At 34.1% G+C, this 20744-nt stretch carries 19 protein-coding genes; 14 read left to right on the top strand and 5 right to left on the bottom strand.

All coding sequences use genetic code 11. The features are described 5' to 3' along the window. Positions 1–241: 241 nt before the first annotated feature. From H3S74_RS10320 to H3S74_RS10310, 3 genes are all read right to left on the bottom strand, one after another. Positions 242–1621: a hypothetical protein gene (locus H3S74_RS10320; protein ID WP_146208346.1), complete on the bottom strand. Its 1380-nt coding sequence runs from the start codon at positions 1619–1621 to the stop codon at positions 242–244. A gap of 416 nt (positions 1622–2037) precedes the next feature. Further along, a complete protein-coding gene (locus tag H3S74_RS10315) occupies positions 2038–3426 on the bottom strand; it encodes a hypothetical protein (RefSeq protein ID WP_110448484.1) in 1389 nt (462 codons plus the stop codon). A 328-nt stretch (positions 3427–3754) separates the two neighbouring features. Further along, positions 3755–5089, bottom strand: coding sequence for a replication-associated recombination protein A (locus H3S74_RS10310; RefSeq protein WP_198247828.1), 1335 nt, complete (start codon positions 5087–5089; stop codon positions 3755–3757). Between the two features lie 185 nt (positions 5090–5274). On the opposite strand from H3S74_RS10310, the gene lolA reads away from it, so the two are divergent. Beyond that, positions 5275–5868: an outer membrane lipoprotein chaperone LolA gene (gene lolA / locus H3S74_RS10305; protein ID WP_110448482.1), complete on the top strand. Its 594-nt coding sequence runs from the start codon at positions 5275–5277 to the stop codon at positions 5866–5868. A gap of 127 nt (positions 5869–5995) precedes the next feature. Here lolA and exuR read toward each other — a convergent pair whose 3' ends face one another. Then, positions 5996–6772: a transcriptional regulator ExuR gene (gene exuR / locus H3S74_RS10300; RefSeq protein WP_198247827.1), complete on the bottom strand. Its 777-nt coding sequence runs from the start codon at positions 6770–6772 to the stop codon at positions 5996–5998. 261 nt (positions 6773–7033) lie between these two features. Between exuR and uxaC the strand changes: the two genes are divergently transcribed. From uxaC to H3S74_RS10260, 8 genes are all read left to right on the top strand, one after another. Continuing rightward, complete coding sequence (uxaC, locus tag H3S74_RS10295; RefSeq protein ID WP_198247826.1) at positions 7034–8446, top strand: glucuronate isomerase; 1413 nt, start codon at positions 7034–7036, stop codon at positions 8444–8446. 47 nt (positions 8447–8493) lie between these two features. Further along, positions 8494–9957: a tagaturonate reductase gene (locus H3S74_RS10290; protein WP_198247825.1), complete on the top strand. Its 1464-nt coding sequence runs from the start codon at positions 8494–8496 to the stop codon at positions 9955–9957. A gap of 13 nt (positions 9958–9970) precedes the next feature. Further along, positions 9971–11470, top strand: a complete 1500-nt coding sequence (locus H3S74_RS10285) for a UxaA family hydrolase (RefSeq protein WP_232350160.1) — start codon at positions 9971–9973, stop codon at positions 11468–11470. 90 nt (positions 11471–11560) lie between these two features. After that, positions 11561–13075 (top strand): MFS transporter, encoded by a 1515-nt coding sequence (locus H3S74_RS10280; protein WP_198247824.1) that lies wholly within the window; start codon positions 11561–11563, stop codon positions 13073–13075. A gap of 107 nt (positions 13076–13182) precedes the next feature. Continuing rightward, the gene (locus tag H3S74_RS10275; protein WP_198247823.1) at positions 13183–14505 is read left to right on the top strand and encodes a glycoside hydrolase family 28 protein; all 1323 of its coding nucleotides are present in this window, start codon (positions 13183–13185) and stop codon (positions 14503–14505) included. 317 nt (positions 14506–14822) lie between these two features. Beyond that, complete coding sequence (locus H3S74_RS10270; protein ID WP_198201334.1) at positions 14823–16076, top strand: oligosaccharide MFS transporter; 1254 nt, start codon at positions 14823–14825, stop codon at positions 16074–16076. Positions 16077–16132: 56 nt separating this feature from the next. Beyond that, positions 16133–17251, top strand: coding sequence for a glycoside hydrolase family 172 protein (locus tag H3S74_RS10265; RefSeq protein ID WP_110448476.1), 1119 nt, complete (start codon positions 16133–16135; stop codon positions 17249–17251). Positions 17252–17269: 18 nt separating this feature from the next. Then, complete coding sequence (locus tag H3S74_RS10260; RefSeq protein ID WP_198222185.1) at positions 17270–18268, top strand: substrate-binding domain-containing protein; 999 nt, start codon at positions 17270–17272, stop codon at positions 18266–18268. Positions 18269–18297: 29 nt separating this feature from the next. Here the strand turns inward: H3S74_RS10260 and smpB are convergent, their stop codons facing one another. Continuing rightward, positions 18298–18780, bottom strand: a complete 483-nt coding sequence (gene smpB / locus H3S74_RS10255; RefSeq protein ID WP_198247822.1) for an SsrA-binding protein SmpB — start codon at positions 18778–18780, stop codon at positions 18298–18300. A 33-nt stretch (positions 18781–18813) separates the two neighbouring features. Here smpB and H3S74_RS10250 point away from each other — a divergent pair, with 33 nt between their 5' ends. The 5 genes from H3S74_RS10250 to H3S74_RS10230 are packed head-to-tail and all read left to right on the top strand — an operon-like array spanning position 18814 to position 20736. Then, positions 18814–19275 (top strand): type II toxin-antitoxin system RatA family toxin, encoded by a 462-nt coding sequence (locus H3S74_RS10250; protein WP_198201332.1) that lies wholly within the window; start codon positions 18814–18816, stop codon positions 19273–19275. 1 nt (position 19276) lies between these two features. Further along, entirely contained in the window at positions 19277–19552 is a 276-nt protein-coding gene (locus H3S74_RS10245; RefSeq protein ID WP_198201331.1) for an RnfH family protein, read from the top strand. Between the two features lie 19 nt (positions 19553–19571). Beyond that, positions 19572–20006: a zinc uptake transcriptional repressor Zur gene (gene zur, locus H3S74_RS10240; RefSeq protein ID WP_198201329.1), complete on the top strand. Its 435-nt coding sequence runs from the start codon at positions 19572–19574 to the stop codon at positions 20004–20006. Beyond that, positions 19994–20347, top strand: a complete 354-nt coding sequence (locus H3S74_RS10235; RefSeq protein ID WP_110448472.1) for an EamA family transporter — start codon at positions 19994–19996, stop codon at positions 20345–20347. Before zur ends, H3S74_RS10235 begins: the two co-directional genes overlap by 13 nt. After that, positions 20347–20736, top strand: coding sequence for a multidrug efflux SMR transporter (locus tag H3S74_RS10230; RefSeq protein WP_110448471.1), 390 nt, complete (start codon positions 20347–20349; stop codon positions 20734–20736). The genes H3S74_RS10235 and H3S74_RS10230 overlap by 1 nt, the downstream gene beginning before the upstream one ends. The last annotated feature ends 8 nt before the right edge of the window (positions 20737–20744 follow it).

Genomic DNA, 20744 nt, shown 5'->3' with positions numbered 1-20744 from the left:
TGATAATTGTCAAAATATACAATATATAGTACCTATTAATCATTTTATTACTATATGTAGTATGCTTAATAAACAGTGATTGGTAATTTATTAACGAAAATCAATGATTACGGATAATATTTTTTGAATTGGTTTTTAATAGTAAAAACGATAATGATAGGTGCTATCAAAGAAAAATAAAAATTGCCAATGATAAGCTCTACCTATGAATAGATAGAGCTCTAAATATAAAATGACAAATTTAATTAGTATCGACCGCTATACATAAGCCATTTTTATCTTGGCTCTCTTTTTTGCAGTGATATTTACCATCATATGGATGTAAGTCACAAAATTTGTTCATTGTCGGATCATAGACCCAAATTCTTTTTCGTTTATTATTTTCTTTTAATGCAGGAGCCCATGAGTCTGGGTAGGATTCTTGTGTTGGATAACCCCATTCACTCATTAATGAACCTATTTCACGAGTAAATATTGCTTCTTTTCCTGCATTGAAATCTGCGTTACTCAGTTCATCTGCATTAGCAATACGATAATTACCTGGTAACTGCTCACATGCTTCGGCAATTTGTAATGCTTTTCCTATTGAACTAACACCCGTTCCTATGGTAGCTAGATCCCATCCAGAATACCATTGTGTTATAGTGAATCCATAACGGATTTTGTAACCATTAGTTTTATGAGTGCCTTCTAAAATGACTTCATAACCGGTATTGTTACCCATGATGTAATTCCAAGCTATCAAGGTATTTTTTGCATTATCAGTACCAAATCTTAGTGTGACAAAGTCGTTGCTCGCACTGATTATTGGTTCACTGACAAGTTCTTTCCCTTTTAACAGTTGCCAATCATATTGGTCGGCCATGCCTTTTTGAGCAAGCGTTAGGTCAAATTGCGCACCATAAAAAGCAGTAGTTGGAAAATTGCTTGATTCTGTATTTGATTGAATTAAGAAACCATAATTTTTATTCCATTGGTTTTTTTTGCCACTTTGGGCTTCATTTGGTTGTAACGAAGGTCGTGCATAACAAAATCCATTATCTTCCAATAAGGTATACATTTTAGATGGGCTATCAATAATGTTTTCATTAGGGTATTGATTTGAATTAGGTAGTCCATATTGAGTATATAATAGTACACCATCTGCTTCTAGTTTGATCTTATAAGGCGCATACCACCCTTTTTCTGATAATGAGCAAAATGTATCGCTATCTTCTGGTTCAAATTCAATAAGTTGATTTTTAGCATTGGTATAATACCATTTCATGGTAATTGCACTACTGGTATCGATTGCAGATAGTTGATCACCATCCTCATCAACAAATTGGCTATTATCAGGAAGTTTTATAGGAGCGACTTTGATGTTATTTTTAAATGGATAACTTGTTGAATATGGCATTTTTTTGACTTCATCACCGTAATAGTTCTTACCATCGGTATTTAGGCCAAAAAGATCAAAGTCTTTCATATTACTTTCTAATTTTGCTGATAATAATGGCTTATTACCATGAATAGCTTCAACGGTTTTTGAATCGAGCGAACCATAGCTAGAGGAAGATACTAGTAATAAAAGTAGCATTGACGATATTATCTTTACAGACATCTCGATAATTTGATTCACTGTTAAATTCCTTTTTATTCATGTTTTATCATTCTAATTTAGTAATTTATAAGTATTTGATAAAATGATATTTTTATTTTTTTTATGTTTTTGTGGCGCTGATTATAAAGCAAACAATCTCTTTAGTCGATCTCAAAGACAACTAATCATTATTTTACTTATAAATAAATATTCATGTTTTTAACATATATTTGATAAATAACAATATTTAAGATTTTGTCTTTCAATATTTGATAATTTATACAATTTAGTGATAATAATTACATGAACAATAAATAACCTTCATCTTATTGAGGTTATTTTCACCAATAGATTGCAAACTAATAAGTTATTTGTTAGTACTAATTATCCAAAATCATAAAAAACTATTATTGGATAGTTGGTTAATAGTTATTAAGCAGTCGTATCAAAAATTGCTAGTTATATTCAGCTACTGCTGTGCATAAGCCATTTTTTAAATCACTTTCAGCGACACAGTGATAAACTGCTTGATAAGTATGTAAATCACAGTATTTTTTTTGGTCCGGATCATATAACCAAATTCTTTTGTGTCTAAGATCTTGTTTATCATTGGCCGCCCAAGAGTTTGGGTATGCTTTTTGACTAGGGTCTCCCCATTCACTGAAAAGCGTGCCTATCTCTCGAGTATATTTAGCTTTAGCCGCCTGTAAGCTGGAATTAACCACTTCGTTAGTATAACTTATGCGATATTTTCCTCCACCAGCTAAGGCGCTACAGCTTTCATCCACTTTAGGCCCCGTTGTAACAGAGGCACCAGGTTCACCAATTTTATTTTCATCCCAACCGGTAAACCATTTAACGAGGGTAAATGAATATTGAATAGTGGTATTTTTTTGGGGATTTTTTCCTTCTACAATAACCGTATATCCATCACCAGATCCCATTATATATTGCCAAGCTTTTGCTGGATCTTTAGCATCTGGCATATCAAATGACACTGTGACCTCTTGAGTTTTATCGTCTTTGTTAACTTGTACCAACTCACTACCTTGTTTAATTGACCACTCATAATCTTTAGCCAATTGTGCATTAGTCAAATTTAACTGAAATCGCGCACCATAAAAACCGGTTGTAGGAAAGTTTTTGCTAGGATCATTTCTCGATTGTGGTAAAAAGCCATTATCTCGATCCCATTGTGATATTCCATTAGCTTTGGATTCTTTTGGTTTTATTTCTGGTTTAGCATAACAAATTCCGACATCATCCATAATGGTATAAGTTTTTGACGGTGGTGTTGTTACATCGTCATTAGGATAGACAAAGTAGTCAGGATGCCCATGAGTAGTTACTAATAATAAAGAATCAGCTGTCAATTTTACTTTGAACGGAGCATTTATATTTTTTTTGGCTAAAGAACAAAATGTGTCATTATCTTTTGGAACAAACGAAACTAATTTATTTTTTGAATTGGTATAAAACCATTCCATTTTAATATTGCCGTTTGCTTCAAATCCAATTAATTCATCACCATCAGCATCATGGAACTCATTTTCATTTGGATATTTCATTGGAGCAATTGCAACTTTATCTTTGAAAGGATAGTTACTCATGAGAGGTAAATGATCGACCTCCTCACCATAATAATTTTGATTGTAGACTTTTAAACCAAATAAGTCTAAATCGTCCATATTCATCTCTAACGGTAGTGATAAATGTGGTGGTGATCCTACTATCGTTTTAACCGTCGTTTGCGAAAGGCTAGCTTCTGAGGACTGGATTGATTGGAATAACAATACTAAATAAAACCATAGTGCTAAATATCTACTGCTCGTTAAGTAACTCACGGTATATTTCCTATATTTCATTTTTCTTTAATTATTTCTTAGAAAGGCTTTTTTTGCGTGCAAGATTTCACGAATGATTATAGGTTAAACGATAGTTTATAGCGAATGATTTATTGTAAATGATTGTTAATTTCTAAAATTAATATTGATTTTTTTTGCATTAACACTTTGTTAAATAATATTTTTTGTTTTTTATTTCTATCAATTCTACTTTAATTGTTGTTTGTTCTTTATGTGGATTAATACGCTTCGATTATTGCTAATTTAGGTTTTGACGAATAATCAATGCAATTTTATTTGGTAAAATATATTAAATTACATGTTAATTTTATTTCGATTTATAGCGTTGAATGCTACTCGCTTTATTTTGATCTTCTAACCACGCTAATTTTTCAGCGTAATTTTTTTCAGCCCCTCGTTGGCTGGGATAATAGTATTTAGTTGCCGCCATTTCTGGTGGAAAATAGTTTTCACCGGCAGCAAAGGCATTAGGTTCATCATGGGCATAACGATATTGAGCTCCATAACCTAAATTCTTCATTAATTGGGTTGGTGCGTTGCGTAGATGTTCTGGTACATCATAATCTGGCTGAGATGCTGCATCTTTCATTGCTTGGTTAAATGCAAGATAAACAGCATTACTTTTTGGTGCACAAGCAAGATAAACGATTGCTTGGGCGATAGCGCGTTCGCCTTCAGCTGGCCCCACTCGGGTAAAACAGTCCCATGCAGCTAGTGCTACTTGCATTGCTCTTGGATCGGCATTACCAACATCTTCTGAAGCTATTGCTAATAATCGACGGGCAACATAGAGTGGATCACCACCAGCCGAAATGATTCTGGCATACCAATAAAGTGCGGCATCAGGTGCAGAGCCTCTAATTGATTTATGTACTGCGGATATCAGATCATAAAAACGATCGCCTTGATTATCAAATCTTGCACTACGCTCGCCAATGACTTCTTTTAGTAATTCTGGTGTAAGGGCTTGGCCATCGGACATATCGACCAATAATTCAAGTGTATTTAGTGCTCGCCTTGCATCACCACCAACAAATTCGGCAATCTGTTGTTTAGTTTGTTCCGGTAATTTGATATTTAAGTTACCATAACCCCGATCAGTATCATCCATAGCTTGTTGTAAAATTTGCTCAATATCATTATTGGTCAGTGATTTTAGTAGATATACTCTTGCACGAGATAAGAGTGCTGAATTTAATTCGAATGATGGGTTTTCAGTTGTTGCGCCGATAAAGGTTACCGTACCATTTTCGACATAAGGTAGGAATGCATCTTGTTGACTTTTATTAAAACGATGGACTTCATCAACAAATAAGATGGTTCTAACACCAGATTGCTGGTTTATTTTTGCCCTCTCTATTGCCTCTCGAATATCTTTTATACCAGAAGTAACCGCTGAAATACGTTCAACTTTAGCGTTGGCATGATGGGCAATAATTTCTGCTAAGGTGGTTTTACCTGTACCAGGCGGTCCCCACAAAATCATTGAGTGCAGATGACCCGCCTCAATAGCTTTGGGTAGCGGTTTATCTTTACCCAGTAGCTGGCTTTGACCAATGTATTCCGATAAATTGCGTGGACGCATCCTTGCAGCTAAAGGTTTAAATTCATCTGAACCAAATTCAAAAGAGAGACTAGGCATGGTGTACTATATACCCGTAATTACAAAATATGGTTATTATATACCGCTTCACTAATAATAGTGAAAAAGAAAAGAAAATATCTTCCACAGCTAACGGAAAAACGGTAATATTTTGAACTAAATTAGTTATTAAAATAAATGATTATTGAATATATTTTATTACACAAAATACATAAGGATTGGTAATGAAGAAGTTTTTAATGTTAATTGGGTTACTTACAAGTCTTTCTGCATGGGCAGGCGATAAAGAGGTGTTACAAGAACGATTAGCTAAAATTGATGGATTTTATGCACGATTTTCACAAGATGTCAAAACAGCTGATAAGCAACCAGTTCAACAAGGAAAAGGTGATTTATGGGTGACAAGACCCTATTATTTTAATTGGACAATGACTGAACCTGATGAAACTTCGATTATTTCTGATGGCACTAATATGTGGGTCTACACTCCAGCCGTTGAACAAGTGAGTGTAATGAGTTTGAAAAAAGCGGTAGATAATCGTTTAATGTTGCTAATTACTGATAGCCATAATCCAATTTGGAATGCCTATAATGTTACACGTAAACAAGATTCTTTTACCTTAAAACCGACTGATGGCTCTAATCAAGATTTTGTTATTTCGGTTTTACCAACCGGCATGATTTCGAATTTTACGATTATTGAAGAAGATGGTCAGCGCAGCTTTTATGATTTATCTCGTCAAACTTTAGGCAAAGTTGCGATGGATAAGTTCAAGTTTACACCACCTGCTGGGGTGACAATTGACGATCAACGCTAATTATTTTAGCAATATCTAATTTTTTTCGATTCACGAATTGATACACTTTGCCTACTAATGCAAAGTGTTTTAATTTGCTTTTAAGCTATTTTTGAGTTTTTCTGTTAAATTGGCTATTTACTCTCTCTCAATGCTCCATTTCATTAATACTGATAACTGGGTTATCAGAAAAGAGGTAGTGATCGCGTTTGGTTTCGAAATCTTCGCTAGCTGCATCAAATAACATTTTTTTTGTATTTTCTAAATGTTGCCACATGGCTAATTTAGCTGCTTTGGGATCTCGATTAATTAACGCTTCTAAAATTTTATCATGTTCATCCCACCAACTTTCAATATCTTGTTGTTGTACATGTTCATGAAGTTTGTTCCATAAAGGATTTAATGTCCGTTGCTGCCATGCTTCTTGAACAATGGTGATCAAAGCAGTATTGCGGGTAATCATTGCAATTTGAGTATGGAATTTTAAATCCCAATCAGAATCTCGATGATGATCTTCTTTTTTGGCGTTATGCTGAATTTCTAAAAGTTTAACAATATCATCTTTAGTAATTTGAGTGGCGGCAAATTCAGCGATATTACTTTCAATAAGTTGCCGAGCTTGTAGTAATTCAAAGGGGCCTGTAGTCGAAAAATTTAAACCTTGTGAGGTAGTAATAATATTATTTTGCAAACTATTAGCAATTACATGGATGCCAGACCCTTTACGTGCATCAACATAACCTTCAACTTCAAGCATGATAATGGCTTCTCTGACAACTGATCGGCTAACTTTTAACTCTTCACAAATTAATCTTTCGGAAGGTAATTTACTGCCAACTGGATAAATACCATTAATAATTCGATTCTTAAGTTCAGTTGCGATGACTTGATAAAGTCGTTGATATTCGTTCTGTTCTTGGGTCATGGTGAAGTTGGCATAAATCCTTTAAGTTTTCTCAGACTTTTAAAATAACATCTAATTGCTTTAAGTTAAATAATATTGCTGTAATTTTTTCAAATAAACATACTTGTCAGCTAACTTTTAATGAAAAATATCCCTTTATATATTACGGTATGAACTAATTCTGTGATGTATGTCAACTTTTTAAGTTGTCTTATATGTTAATATAAGACAAAATATTGACATCTAAACCTACTAGTTAATCACTGCTTTTTGGAGAATAAAATGAGTTTTTTAACTGAAAACTTTTTGCTTGATACTGAATTTTCTCGTCAACTTTATCATGATTATGCTGCTGAACAACCAATTTTTGATTATCACTGCCATTTACCACCAGAACAAATTGCCAACGATTATCAATTTAAAAATTTGTATGACATATGGCTAAAAGGGGATCATTATAAATGGCGGGCAATGCGTACCAATGGTGTTGCTGAAAAATTCTGTACTGGTACTGATGTTAATGATTTTGAAAAATTCCAAGCTTGGGCTGAAACTGTACCTCATACTATTGGTAACCCTTTATATCATTGGACTCATTTAGAACTTCGTCGTCCTTTCGGAATTGATAATATTTTATTATCACCATCAACCGCCGAGAAAATTTGGAATAGTTGTAATGAGATGTTAGCCACTCCGGAATTTTCAGCTCGCAGTATTATGAAAAAAATGAAAGTTAAAATGGTAGGAACGACAGATGATCCAATCGATGATTTAACGCATCATAAAACTATTGCTCAAGACAGTTCATTTGACGTTAAAGTTTTACCAAGCTGGCGTCCAGATAAAGCATTCAATATTGATTCTGAATTTTTTGCTGATTATATGCAAAAACTAGCTATGGTTGCCGATCTTGAAATTTCTAATTTCCAGACTCTTTGTCAAGCTTTATCAAAACGTATGGACCATTTTGCTGCTCATGGCTGTAAGATTTCCGATCATGCATTAGATACAGTGGTTTATGAAGAAGCAACAGAAAAAGAATTAGATACTATTTTCAGTAAACGATTATCTGGTCAAGCCTTGAACGCTAAAGAAATTGCTCAATTTAAAACTGCGGTACTTATCTTTTTAGGTGTTGAATACAACAAACGTCAATGGGTTCAACAATACCATATTGGCGCATTACGTAATAATAATTCCAGAATGTTTAATTTAATGGGGCCTGATGTCGGATTCGATTCTATTAATGATTCACCGATTGCCCAGCCTCTATCTCGATTATTAGATGCACAAGCTAAACAAGATGCGCTACCTAAAACGATTTTATACTGTTTAAATCCTTCTGATAATGAAATTCTAGGCACGATGATTGGTAACTTCCAAGGTGCAGGTATTCAAGGAAAAATGCAATTTGGTTCAGGTTGGTGGTTTAATGATCAAAAAGACGGCATGATTCGTCAAATGACACAGCTTGCCCAACTTGGCTTATTAAGTCGTTTTGTTGGCATGTTAACTGATAGCCGTAGCTTCTTATCTTATACTCGTCATGAATATTTTAGACGTATTTTATGTCGCATGATTGGACGTTGGGTTGAAGATGGTGAAGCACCTCGTGATATCCAATTATTGGGACAAATGGTTAAAAATATTAGTTTTGATAATGCTAAAAACTATTTTGGCATTGAATTAAGTTAAGATTATTAAGTCGTTGTAATTAGAGTAATTAAATAAGAGTTAAAGTAATGAAAACATTAAATAGAAATGATTTTCCGGGAGCAAAATATACAACGCGTGTTGTTCAGTTTGGTGAAGGTAATTTTTTACGTGCATTTTTAGATTGGCAATTAGATATTCTTAACGAGAAGACTGATCTTGATGCCGGTGTGGTTGTGGTGCGTCCATTAAATACTGATTTTCCACCATCATTGAGTATTCAAGATGGTTTATATACCACATTAGTTCGTGGATTAAATGAACAAAATGAAGCCGTAAAAGAGTTTAGACTGATTCGTTCAGTGAATAATGAAATCAATGTGTATACTCAATATGATGAGTATCTTGAGTTAGCAAAAGATCCAAATATTCAATTTATCTTTTCAAATACGACTGAAGCAGGAATTAGTTATGTTGAAAGTGACAAATTAACCGATAAACCTGCAACTAGTTATCCAGCTAAATTAACCGCTTTTTTATATGAAAGATTTGTTCATTTTGCTGGTAGTAAAGAGAGTGGTTTAATCATTATTCCTTGTGAATTAATTGATTATAACGGTGATGCACTCAAACAATTAGTACTTAAGTATGCTAATCAATGGAACTTGTCTGACAAATTTGTTGATTGGCTGGAGAATGATAATTTATTTTGTTCAACTTTAGTCGATAGAATAGTTCCTGGATATCCGAAAGCACAAATTGCCGAACTTGAAACAGAATTAGGTTATAAAGATAACTTTATTGATTCAGCTGAATATTTTTATCTGTTTGTTATTCAAGGACCACAATGGTTAGCAGAAAAGCTATGCCTTGATAAATGCGATATGAATATCAAAATTGTTGATGATATTAAACCATATAAAGAGCGTAAAGTGGCGATTTTAAATGGAGCACATACCGCTCTGGTGCCAGTTGCTTATTTAGCTGGTATTGATACTGTTGGTGAATCAATGAATGATGCACAGATCTTATCTTATATAAAAGAGACTATCTTCGATGAAATTATCCCTGTTTTGGATCTACCTCATCAAGAGTTGGTTGATTTTGCTGACTCAGTGATTAGCCGTTTTAAAAATCCATTTATTGAACATCAACTAATGTCGATTGCCTTAAATAGTATGACAAAGTTTAAAACCCGTATTCTTCCTCAATTAATCAATTATCAAAAAGCGAACGGGGTATTACCTAAACATTTAGTATTCTCTTTTGCGGCATTAATTGCTTTTTATCGTGGAGTGCGTAATGAGCAAAGTTACCCATTACAAGATGATGCAATTTGGTTACAACGCTTTAATAGTAGTTGGACAACGATTGCTGAGGGTAAAAGTTCATTAGAAGATTTAGTTCATGTTGTATTAGGTGATATAGCCCATTGGCAGCACGATCTACTAAGTATCCCACAATTAGCACAAACATTAACACAGTATTTAACGATCATAATTGACGATGGTATGCGTCAAGCAATTGAAAAATGTATTGCTGGCAGCAAATAGTATGAGTGATTCAATGATTAAATTTATAAAAATTAATAATAAAGATAATGTTGGGGTAGCATTATCTGATTTAGAAGCACATGAAGAAAATATTGTCGTAGATGGTTTGGTCATTGACCTAAAAGAACCAGTTAAACAAGGGCATAAATTTGCCCTTAACGATATTGAGCAAAATGAAAATATTATTAAATATGGCTTACCAATTGGTCACGCTACTCGCTTTATTAAGGCTGGTGAGCATATTCATTCACATAATTTGAAAACCAATTTAAGTGATATTAATGATTATCAATATCAACCTCGTTTATCTAAAAACGATCTGTTACATGAGATAGCTGATAAAGAAGTGCAGATCTATCGACGTAACAATGGTGAAGTAGGTATCCGTAATGAACTTTGGATTATTCCAACTGTCACTTGTATTAATGGTATCGCCGAACAAATTGTTAAACAATTTTGTGATGAGTTAAATAATCAATTAGATATCGACGGTATTACAGTCCTTGAACATCCTTATGGTTGCTCTCAATTAGGACAAGATCATCAAAATACTAAAACTATATTACAAAATTTAGTTAAACATCCTAATGCGGGCGCTGTATTGGTAATAGGGCTTGGTTGTGAAAATAACCAAGTTTCTGAGTTTAAGGCAGATTTAGGTGAGTATGATGAATCTCGAGTTAGATTTTTAATTGCTCAGCAAGAAACCGATGAAGTGGAAGCTGCATTGGTTCACTTAAGAGATCTTTATGCGATTATGAAACAAGATAAACGCCAAATAGGGCGCTTAAGTGAATTGAAATTTGGTTTGGAGTGCGGTGGTTCAGATGGTTTTTCTGGCATTACAGCCAATCCAATGCTCGGTCTTTTTTCTGACTATATTGTTGCTCATGGTGGTACTAGTGTACTAACGGAAGTGCCAGAAATGTTTGGTGCTGAAAATATCTTGATGTCACATTGTGTTGATGAATCTACTTTCGATAAAACCGTCGATATGATAAATGACTTTAAACAGTATTTTATTTCAAATAATCAACCTATCTATGAAAATCCTTCGCCTGGTAACAAGGCTGGTGGGATTACAACCTTAGAAGAAAAGTCTCTGGGATGTACCCAAAAAGCGGGCGGCAGTGAAGTTATAGATGTCCTTAAATATGGTCAAATGTTAACTAAACATGGACTGAATTTACTAAGTGCACCAGGTAATGACGCTGTAGCTACTGGGGCTTTATCGGCTGCTGGATGTCACATGGTTCTTTTCACTACAGGAAGAGGTACGCCTTATGGTGGAATTGTGCCAACAGTGAAAATTGCAACTAATACGCAATTGGCCGACAAGAAAGCCAATTGGATCGATTTTAATGCCGGTAAGCTTATACAAGGTGTGTCCATGCAATCTTTGTTGCTAGAGTTTATTGAGCATATTGCTTTGATCGCTAGTGGCGAAAAAACTCGAAACGAAATCAATAATTTCAGGAATTTAGCCATCTTAAAAAGCGGCGTAACTCTCTAGGCATAAATTCAATAGTTAATACCTATGACATTAAGTCCTTCGGGACTTAATGCGGGGACCCTTTTTTTTAAAATAATATAGGTATCTTTTATGAACAAAAAAAAAGAGAATAAAATTACATGGTTAGTAAGATTCTCATATGGTAGTGGTAATTTAATAGGCAGTGGAGCATTAGCGATTAGCGGTGCTTGGTTACTCTATTTTTATACCACTTTTTGTGGATTAAGTGTGGTACAAGCTGCACTAATCTTTTCAATTGCCACTTATCTTGATGTCATACTCAATCCATTGATGGGCTTTATTACTGATAATTTTTATCAAACTAAAATAGGTCAACGATTTGGACGACGTCGATTCTTTATTTTAATTGGCATCCCTCTAATGGTTATTTATCCTATGCTATGGATCGATGGTATGGGATTTTGCTATTACCTCATAACATATATTTTATTTGAGATTATTTATACCAGTATTATGATTCCATTTAATACATTACCGGTAGAAATGACCTCTAACTTTTCGGAGCGCACTTATTTAACTGGTTCGAAAGCGATGTTTGGTAAAGTAGCGAACTTCTTGGGGGCGGCAATTCCCGGTGTATTTTTTTATTTTTATAGTAAAGAATCGGCAACCCCATTTTTATTAACCGGAATCACCTATGCAACTATTATGATGTTAGCGTTAATTTTGTTGTATTGTAATAGCTGGGAAAAACCTAAAGATGAAGTAAAAGATGAGTCAGTTCATAGTTTTTTTGAGGCTATCAAAAAGCTGTTTATTGATATTCTATCCACCTTCCGTATTAAAACATTTAGAACGCATTTAGGCATGTATTTATTTGGTTTTGGTGCTGAATGGTTATTTACAGCGGTATTTACCTATTTCATTGTTTTTAGTCTCGGTGAACCACGTTCATTTGTTGCTTCAATGAATTCATTAAGTAGTATTTGCCAGTTATTTTCCACTGCCTTTTTTATGATGTATTGTGCAAAAAAAGGCTTTAAAAAACCTTTTATTATCGCTCTATTAATTGTTGTCTCATCAATGATTGGTTATGTTGGTATCTATTACTTTAATCTACCGCATATTACTTGGCTTGTAGTGGGTATTACCATTTGGTTTGGTTTAGGAACCGGCGGTGTTTACTATATTCCTTGGAGTGTATATGTATTTTTGGCGGATGTAGATGAGGTTGTAACCAATAGACGTCGAGAAGGGGTTTATGCTGGAGCGATGACCATGGCGGGTAAATTAGTTAGAGCTTCAATTGTGTTTGTTCTTGGCGTGATATTAAGTGCATATGGCTTTGAATCGAAATCTCATATTCAGCCACAAAGTGCGATTGATGCAATCAATGGCATTATTTTATATGGTGTTATTGGCATGGCTTTGATTGGTGCATTCTTTGCATGGCGAATGAAACTTGATCATGCTACTCATTCTATCATTATTAATGAAGTTGCCCGTATCCGACAAGGAGGCAAAATGAAAGATGTTAGCCCTGAAACTCGCAAAGTGGTTGAGGAATTATCTGGCATCAATTATGAAAAATGTTTTGGTAATAATAATATTGGTTTCAAACAAAAAACGACTAAAACGAAATAAATTCTTAATCAGGATCAGCTGTGCTGATCCTAAAGTTTAAAGTAACATAGCAAATATTTAAGCCATATTAAATGGGGTATATTTGCCAAAATATCTAGGACAAACTTATGACGATTCTCTCTATAACAGATTTTGGTGCTATTGGTGATGGAAAATCAATAAATACCTTAGCGTTTGAAAAAGCAATTCAACATATTGACCAATTAGGCGGTGGAACATTAGTTATTCCAGTTGGTATCTATTTTACTGGAGCAATCAGACTTTGTAGTAACTTAACCTTAGTTGTTGAACAAGGAGCAACTTTATTATTTTCTGATGATGAAAAAGATTATCCAGTGGTTAATTCTCGTTGGGAAGGGGTTAAGCAAGATGTGTATATGCCTTGTATTTACGGACATAATATCAAAAATGTGGTTATCACCGGAAATGGTAAGATCGATGGTAATGGACAAAAATGGTGGCATACATTCCGTCATGAACGAAGCAATCTCAAATATCCACGACCTTATTTAATTGGTTTTGATTTTTGTGAACGAGTGACTATTGAGAAAGTATTTCTGACTCAATCACCTAGTTGGACCGTTCATCCAATGGAATCGAATAATGTTGTTGTCGATAATATTTCGATTCTTAACCCTGCTGATTCACCTAATACCGATGGAATTAATCCTGAATCTTGTCGTAATGTGAGAATTTCTAATTGTTATATTGATGTTGGCGATGATTGTATTGCGATAAAGGCTGGTACCGAAGAAACAGCAGAAAAAAGTCCATGTGAAAATATTTTAATTACTAATTGTAATATGATTCATGGTCATGGTGCGGTGGTTCTTGGCAGTGAAATGAGTGGTTGTATTCGTAATGTTACGATTACCAATTGTGTATTCCAAAAAACAGATCGTGGAGTAAGGTTTAAAACTCGACGAGGTCGAGGTGGAACTATTTCTGACATCACATTTAGTAATATCGTCATGGACGAAGTTCTCTCTGCGTTTGTGATGAACTATTACTATTATTGTGGCCCTAAAGGGAATGACCCAATTGTCTGGAATAAACAAGCTCTACCTGTCGATGTATCAACGCCGGCATGTCACAATATTAGTTTCTCAAACATTATTGCTAAAAATGTTCGTGCCTACGCCGGTTTTTTATATGGCATCCCTGAATCGCCAATTTCTAATATCTCTTTTGATAATATTCGGGTTTCAATGCAATTAAATGCACAAGCTGGTGAAGTCGATATGTTTAAAGATGTAAAACCTGAAGCGGGCAAAGGATTCTTTATTGAGAACGCCCAAAGTGTTTTGTTTAATAACGTTATTATTGATAATGTAGTCAGTGAGCCACTATGTGTTAAAAATAGTCAAGACGTTCATGTTAATCAATCTTTTGTTAAGCAAGATGGTAAATTAATTAGCTTAAATGCTTAACCATGATATTTGAAATAACCGCTAGTTTATTATTAGCGGTTATTTTTTTATTTATTGGCTAATTGCATTTTTAGCTATTTTTTTAAGTCTTAAATCGAGATGTTTGACTGTTTTAATTAAATTGTAATTTTTATTCACCTCTCAGTAATTTAAATAACATACTGTTTATTAATGTTATTTATACTTATTGCCAATTAAACCGTTTACTAAAAATAAAATTACTTTGAAGTTGATCACATTTATCCAATAAAGCCGTTAAAGCTAAATTTTTAGCTATTCATACTCAAATTAGTGCTTAACTCTTTATAGGATAAATTATGACAAGTGCATTTTATAAAAAACCAACTTATTGGTTTGCTTCGTTTTATAGCATTATGTATTACGCAGCTGGTAGTTTTGTTTTTTCTTTTTATGCAATATGGCTTAGTAAAGAGATTGGTTTAACTGCAAAGCAAACCGGTATCATCTATTCATTTAACTATTTTATTTCATTGATCATCATGATCATTTATGGTGTTTATCAAGACAAACTTGTGCTTAAGAAACACCTTATTTGGTTTCAAAGTATCATTATAACTTGTGCTGCACCTGCGCTAATTTATGTTTATGAACCACTATTGCGACATAATTTTTATGCTGGTGTTATTTTTGGTAGTTTCTTTCTTGGCTTTGGTTGGATTGCTGGTATGGGGTTAATCGACTCATACTGTGAAAAAATAAGCCGAGCATTTGATTTTGAATTTGGTCAATGTCGTACATGGGGATGTATTGCTTATGCAGCTGGTACGTTTGTTGCTGGTATTTTAATTAGTATTAATCCTCATCTTAATTTTTGGGCCGCCTCAGTTGTAGGTATCTGTTTTATGATACTCAATCTTAATTTCAAACCTGATTTAAGCAAATCATCTTCGCTAGTATTTCAAAAGAAAGAAAAGTTAAGTTTTAACGAAATTGTTTCAGTATTTGCATTGAAAAAGTTTTGGATATTTGTTGTTTATGTTCTCGGAACTTATAGCTTGTACAACATTTACGATCAACAGTTATTCCCGGTCTATTTTACTCAGCAATTTGAAGATGTGAATGATGGTTATCGCTTATACGGTATTTTAAATTCATTTCAGGTCTTTTTAGAAGCTGCGGTTATGTTTTGTGTGCCATTTGTGGTTAACAAAGTAGGTGCGAAAAATGCGTTAATCTTTGCTGCTTTTATTTCCGCTACGCGAATCTTCTTAACTGGGCATGTCGAAAGTATTGCTATTATTTCAGTAATAAAATTGATGCACTGCTTAGAAATCTCAACCATTTTAGTGTCAGTGTTTAAATATATTGATAATAATTTTAACGCTCGTCTCTCTGCTACCGTATTTTTAATAGGTTATCAAGTTGCTGGTTCTGTCGGCGTGATTTTGTTCTCTACCTTCGTTGGTAATTTCTATGATACTCATGGTTCAGCAACCACCTTTAATAACTTAGGTTTGGTGGTTTTAGCCTTTATGATTTTTGCAGTGTTCTTCTTAAGCCGTGATAAAAAGTCAGATAGTCCTAAGCTTGAAGACAACATTAAATCATAAAACAGGTTTTAGTAATTTAATAAATAGTATTTGATAAAAAATATTGAGGATACAAAATGAATATATTTAATTCAGTAACACAGTTTAACTTTGAACAAACCAGAACAATTTCTCCAGAAAATATGACTGGTGAAAAGGGTAAATCGTGTATGAAAGCGAGTGCTTTAGGGCCAGGTCGAAAAGGACAAGGCTGTATTTCAATTGCAGCTGGTGAAAGAGTAACTATTGCTGAAATTACTGGTCCTGCTGAGATTCGTCATATGTGGTTTACTTTAACCGATAGAACGCATCGAGGTAGTTTTGTATTGCGTGATGTGGTTATTCGTATTTATTGGGATGACGAAACAGTTCCTTCAGTAGAAAGTCCAATTGGTGACTTTTTCTGTAATGGTTTTGGTGCTAGATGTGATATAAATTCAATGCCAATCGTGGTTAATCCAACCGGTGGTTTTAATAGTTACTTTAGAATGCCATTTAATAAAAAAGCGCGAATTGAAATTCATAATGAACATGAAGCTGATTTACAGCATTTCTTCTTTACCATTAACTATGCGTTAATGCCAAAACCGTTTGAAAATCCACTTTATTTCCATGCACAATGGCGTCGTCAACGTGTAACTAATTATGCACAAGATTATGTTATATTAGATAATGTTCAAGGTTACGGTTATTATGTCGGTACCTACTTAGCACTGACAGCATTAGAGCGTTATTGGTGGGGTGAAGGTGAATTTAAATTCTATCTTGATAATGACAGTGAATATCCAACCCAACATTCAACCGGTTCAGAAGACTACTTTGGTGGTGCATGGGCATTTCATAATCGAGATAGCCAAGGGCGTCCAAAAGCAAAATGTTTCCAAACGATGTTTATGGGTTACCCTTATCAAACAAACCGTGATGCGACGCGTGACTTTTTCCAAACAGGTGATTCCAATCCTGTACATGGCTTTGGTGACGATGGTTTACCAATGCATGGTTTATACCGTTGGCATCTTCCAGATCCAATTGCATTTCACAAAAATATCAAACTGGCGTTTCAACAAATAGGTAATGATGATATAAGATTGTATGAACGTTGTGATGATATCGCCAGTGTTGCTTATTGGTATCAAAGTCCATCGGTGAATAACAACCCAGTATTCCCAAATAAACAACAACGCACCCCACGTTAATATTAAGGTGATTAGTATATGGCGAGTAATAAACTGAAAATTAATGATATTGCTCGTTTGGCTGGCGTGTCGGCAACGACCGTCAGTCATATATTTAATAAACGAGATAAAAAATATCGCATTTCTCCGCAAACTCGACAAAGAGTTTTATCTATTGCGGAAAAATACCGGGATCAATCGCATATTCATCAATATTTAGTTAAAGCTAACAGTACCAATACTATTGGTGTTATTGTTCCGGATATGTCAAATTCATTTTTTTCAATGTTTTTACATCATTTAGAAGGTTGCTTTCGGCAAAAGAATATTCAATTATTGATCACTTGTAGTCATTATAATAAAGAAGTTGAACTTAAAGTTGCGCAAAATTTAGTTGAACGTAAAGTTGATGCAATGATAGTGGTAACGTCATTAGATAGTGACCAATTTTATGTCGATATTAATCAAAATACACCAGTATTGCTTTTTGACCGTTATCTAAAAGATACGACATTACCTTTTATTACTAGTGAAGCATTGCAATCTGTCGCTGATTTAATCAAACCTTATGCCGAAAAGTTAGATGAATTTTATTTTATTGGTTGTGATATTCAGTTAACATCAATTCAAGCTAGACTTAAGGGATTTAAGCAAGGTTTAGAAAGTGTTGGATTAAAAGTTGATAGTGATTGGCTGGTGAGTGATGATTATTGTCCAAATAAAGGTTACCAATTGTTGAAAAATGTTCATCAAAAATTGGGTAGGGTACCAAAAGCTATTTTTACGCCATCAGGTAACTTACTGCAAGAGGTACTGAGTTATTTGGTCGAAGCTAAAATTGATCCAAAGCAGATCTATTTATGCTCTTATGATTACAATAGTTATCTTGATTATTGTTACTATCCAATAGATGCAATTGAGCAGGATTTTGAGAAGATGGCGTTGACTTGTGTGAATGTCATTGATGATTTATTAAGTTTTAAAGAATTAAAACATCAGGCATTTTTTATTCAGCCAAAAATTATACGCCATCGTTAATTTAAGATTTGCTACTGTTGTAAGTAAGATTAGCGGTTAGCATTTTTCATTATGCGAGCTTTGTCAACTTGCCACTGTCTTTCTTTTATATCGGTGCGTTTGTCGTAATCTTTTTTACCTTTTGCGACACCAATTTTGACTTTAGCCCAAGCATTTTTCCAATACAATGATAATGCCACAACGGTATAACCTTGGCGGTTAATTTGGCCAAATAACGAGTTCAATTCCCGTTCATTAAGCAATAATTTTCGAGTACGCATAGGCTCGCATACGACATGTGTAGACGCAACGTTTAATGGGGTTATTGTTGCACCAAATAGCCATGCTTCACCATTTTTTAGTAACACATAACTGTCACTAATATTCGCTTTACCTGCTCGCAGAGATTTTACTTCCCAACCTTGAAGTGATAACCCTGCTTCAATTTCCTCTTCAATAAAGTACTCATGGCGTGCACGTTTATTTAATGCAATAGTCGCCGAACCCGGCTTATGTGATTTTTTCTTAGTCATAATGTGCGTTATTATAGAGTTACATGATACTATATGCCACTAATTTTAACTTTTAATTTTATTATTATGGCACATGTTTTTCATGAGGTGATCGAGCCTTATTCAACCGAGCAAATGTTTGCATTGGTTAACGATATAGCGAGATACCCCGAGTTTGTCCCTGATTGTATCGCAACTGGGATTATTAGCAAGCAAGATAACATTTTAACTGCTTTTATTGAAGTTGAAAAATTAGGCTTTAAAAAATCATTTACTACCATAAATAAGATTAATGAACCTAATTCAATTGATATGGCATTGTTAGATGGTCCATTTAAACATTTAAAAGGACGATGGCAATTTACTCAACTGGATAACCAAAACAGTAAAATTAGCTTTAGTTTAGATTTTGAATTTAATAACAAATTAATGGGCGCTGTTTTTTCTCCAATTTTTAAAGAAGTGATGACCAATATGGTTAAAGCATTTTCGCAAAGAGCAAGGCAGATATATTAAGATGATAAATATTCAAGTTGTATATGCTCTACCTAATCAGCCGACTATTATTGATTGTGCGGTTGATGAACAAACGAATGTCTTGCAAGCAATTGCAAAATCCAATATCTTATCATTATGCAATATTCAATTAGATGGTCATTTTGTTGGTATTTATGGCAAACGTTGTGAGCTTACTGAACAAGTAAAGGATGGTGATCGTATTGAAATATACCGAGCTTTAATCAATGATCCGAAAGAGATACGACGAAAGAAAGCGGCATTGAAATCGAAATAAATAGAATGAAGGGAACTGAATGCATAACTTGCTGATTGAAAAAGTTGAAACTTTATGCAAAAAACGCGGTATTAAGCTGACCACTCAGCGTAAAACCGTTTTAAATATTATGCTTAAAGCCAATAGAGCAATGAGCGCATATGATCTTTTAGATCTTTTAAAAGTCAGTGAACCACAAGCTAAACCACCAACAATTTATCGTGCTCTGGAATTTTTACTTGAGCAAGGTTTTATTCATAAGGTGGAGTCAACTAACTGTTATATTATTTGTCCGCATTTTCATGAACCGCAACATATATCAATTTTATTTATTTGTGATAATTGTCATCAGATTATTGAAAAGCATTCTGAAAATATTGAAAGTCAACTGAAGTTATTAGCAACACAAAGTGAATTTTTAATAAAACATAGTGTGCTTGAAATTCATGGAATTTGTCATTCATGTCAACCTTAATTATTTTATTATGGTTAGTTAATATTATTTGTGACACAGTAGGGCAAATTGCTTTTAAATATGCCGCTGTGACCTCTAATGATAAAGACGGCCGTTATTGGCAGAAATTATTCGGTAACATATGGCTGTGGTTAGGATTCGGTTCTTATTTCATTGGTTTTGTGTTTTGGTTAGCATTTTTAAGTGAAGTTCCATTATCACAAGGGATCTTATTAGGCTCTTTTAATATGATAACCGTGATGCTTGCTGGGCGCATCTTATTTAAAGAACATCTAACCCCCTTTCGATTACTAGGAATATTTTTTATAACTACCGGCGTGATATTAGTAGGATTAACTTAATGAAAAAGTTTTATATCATCGGTTTTGTCTTGTTACTCTTTTTTGATACTTTTGGGCAAACTTTTTTTAAACTCACGGCTATTTCGGCCTTGCCATTTGAAGCAAATATAAGTTGGTTGTTAAGGATTTTTAGTCATGGGTGGGCATATTTAGTTATGGTTGGATATGCTGGAGCATTTATCACTTGGATGGTATTATTAAAAAAAGCGCCAGTTGGCCCAGCTTTTGCTGCATCGCATTTGCAACTTGTTACTGTGATGTTAGTGTCTGTTGTTGCATTTAATGAGCAAATTACACTTACGCGCCTACTAGGGGCATTGTCTATTATTGTTGGGATTGTTTTTCTCGCCTTGGCTGAGCAGAGGTTACATCGTAAATCAGTAAAATAAACAGTATT

Origin of the sequence: Gilliamella sp. W8126 (assembly GCF_016102185.1) — a bacterium.
GTDB classification, from domain to species: Bacteria; Pseudomonadota; Gammaproteobacteria; order Enterobacterales; family Orbaceae; genus Gilliamella; species Gilliamella apis_A.
This window is presented reverse-complemented; position numbering and strand designations above follow the sequence as displayed.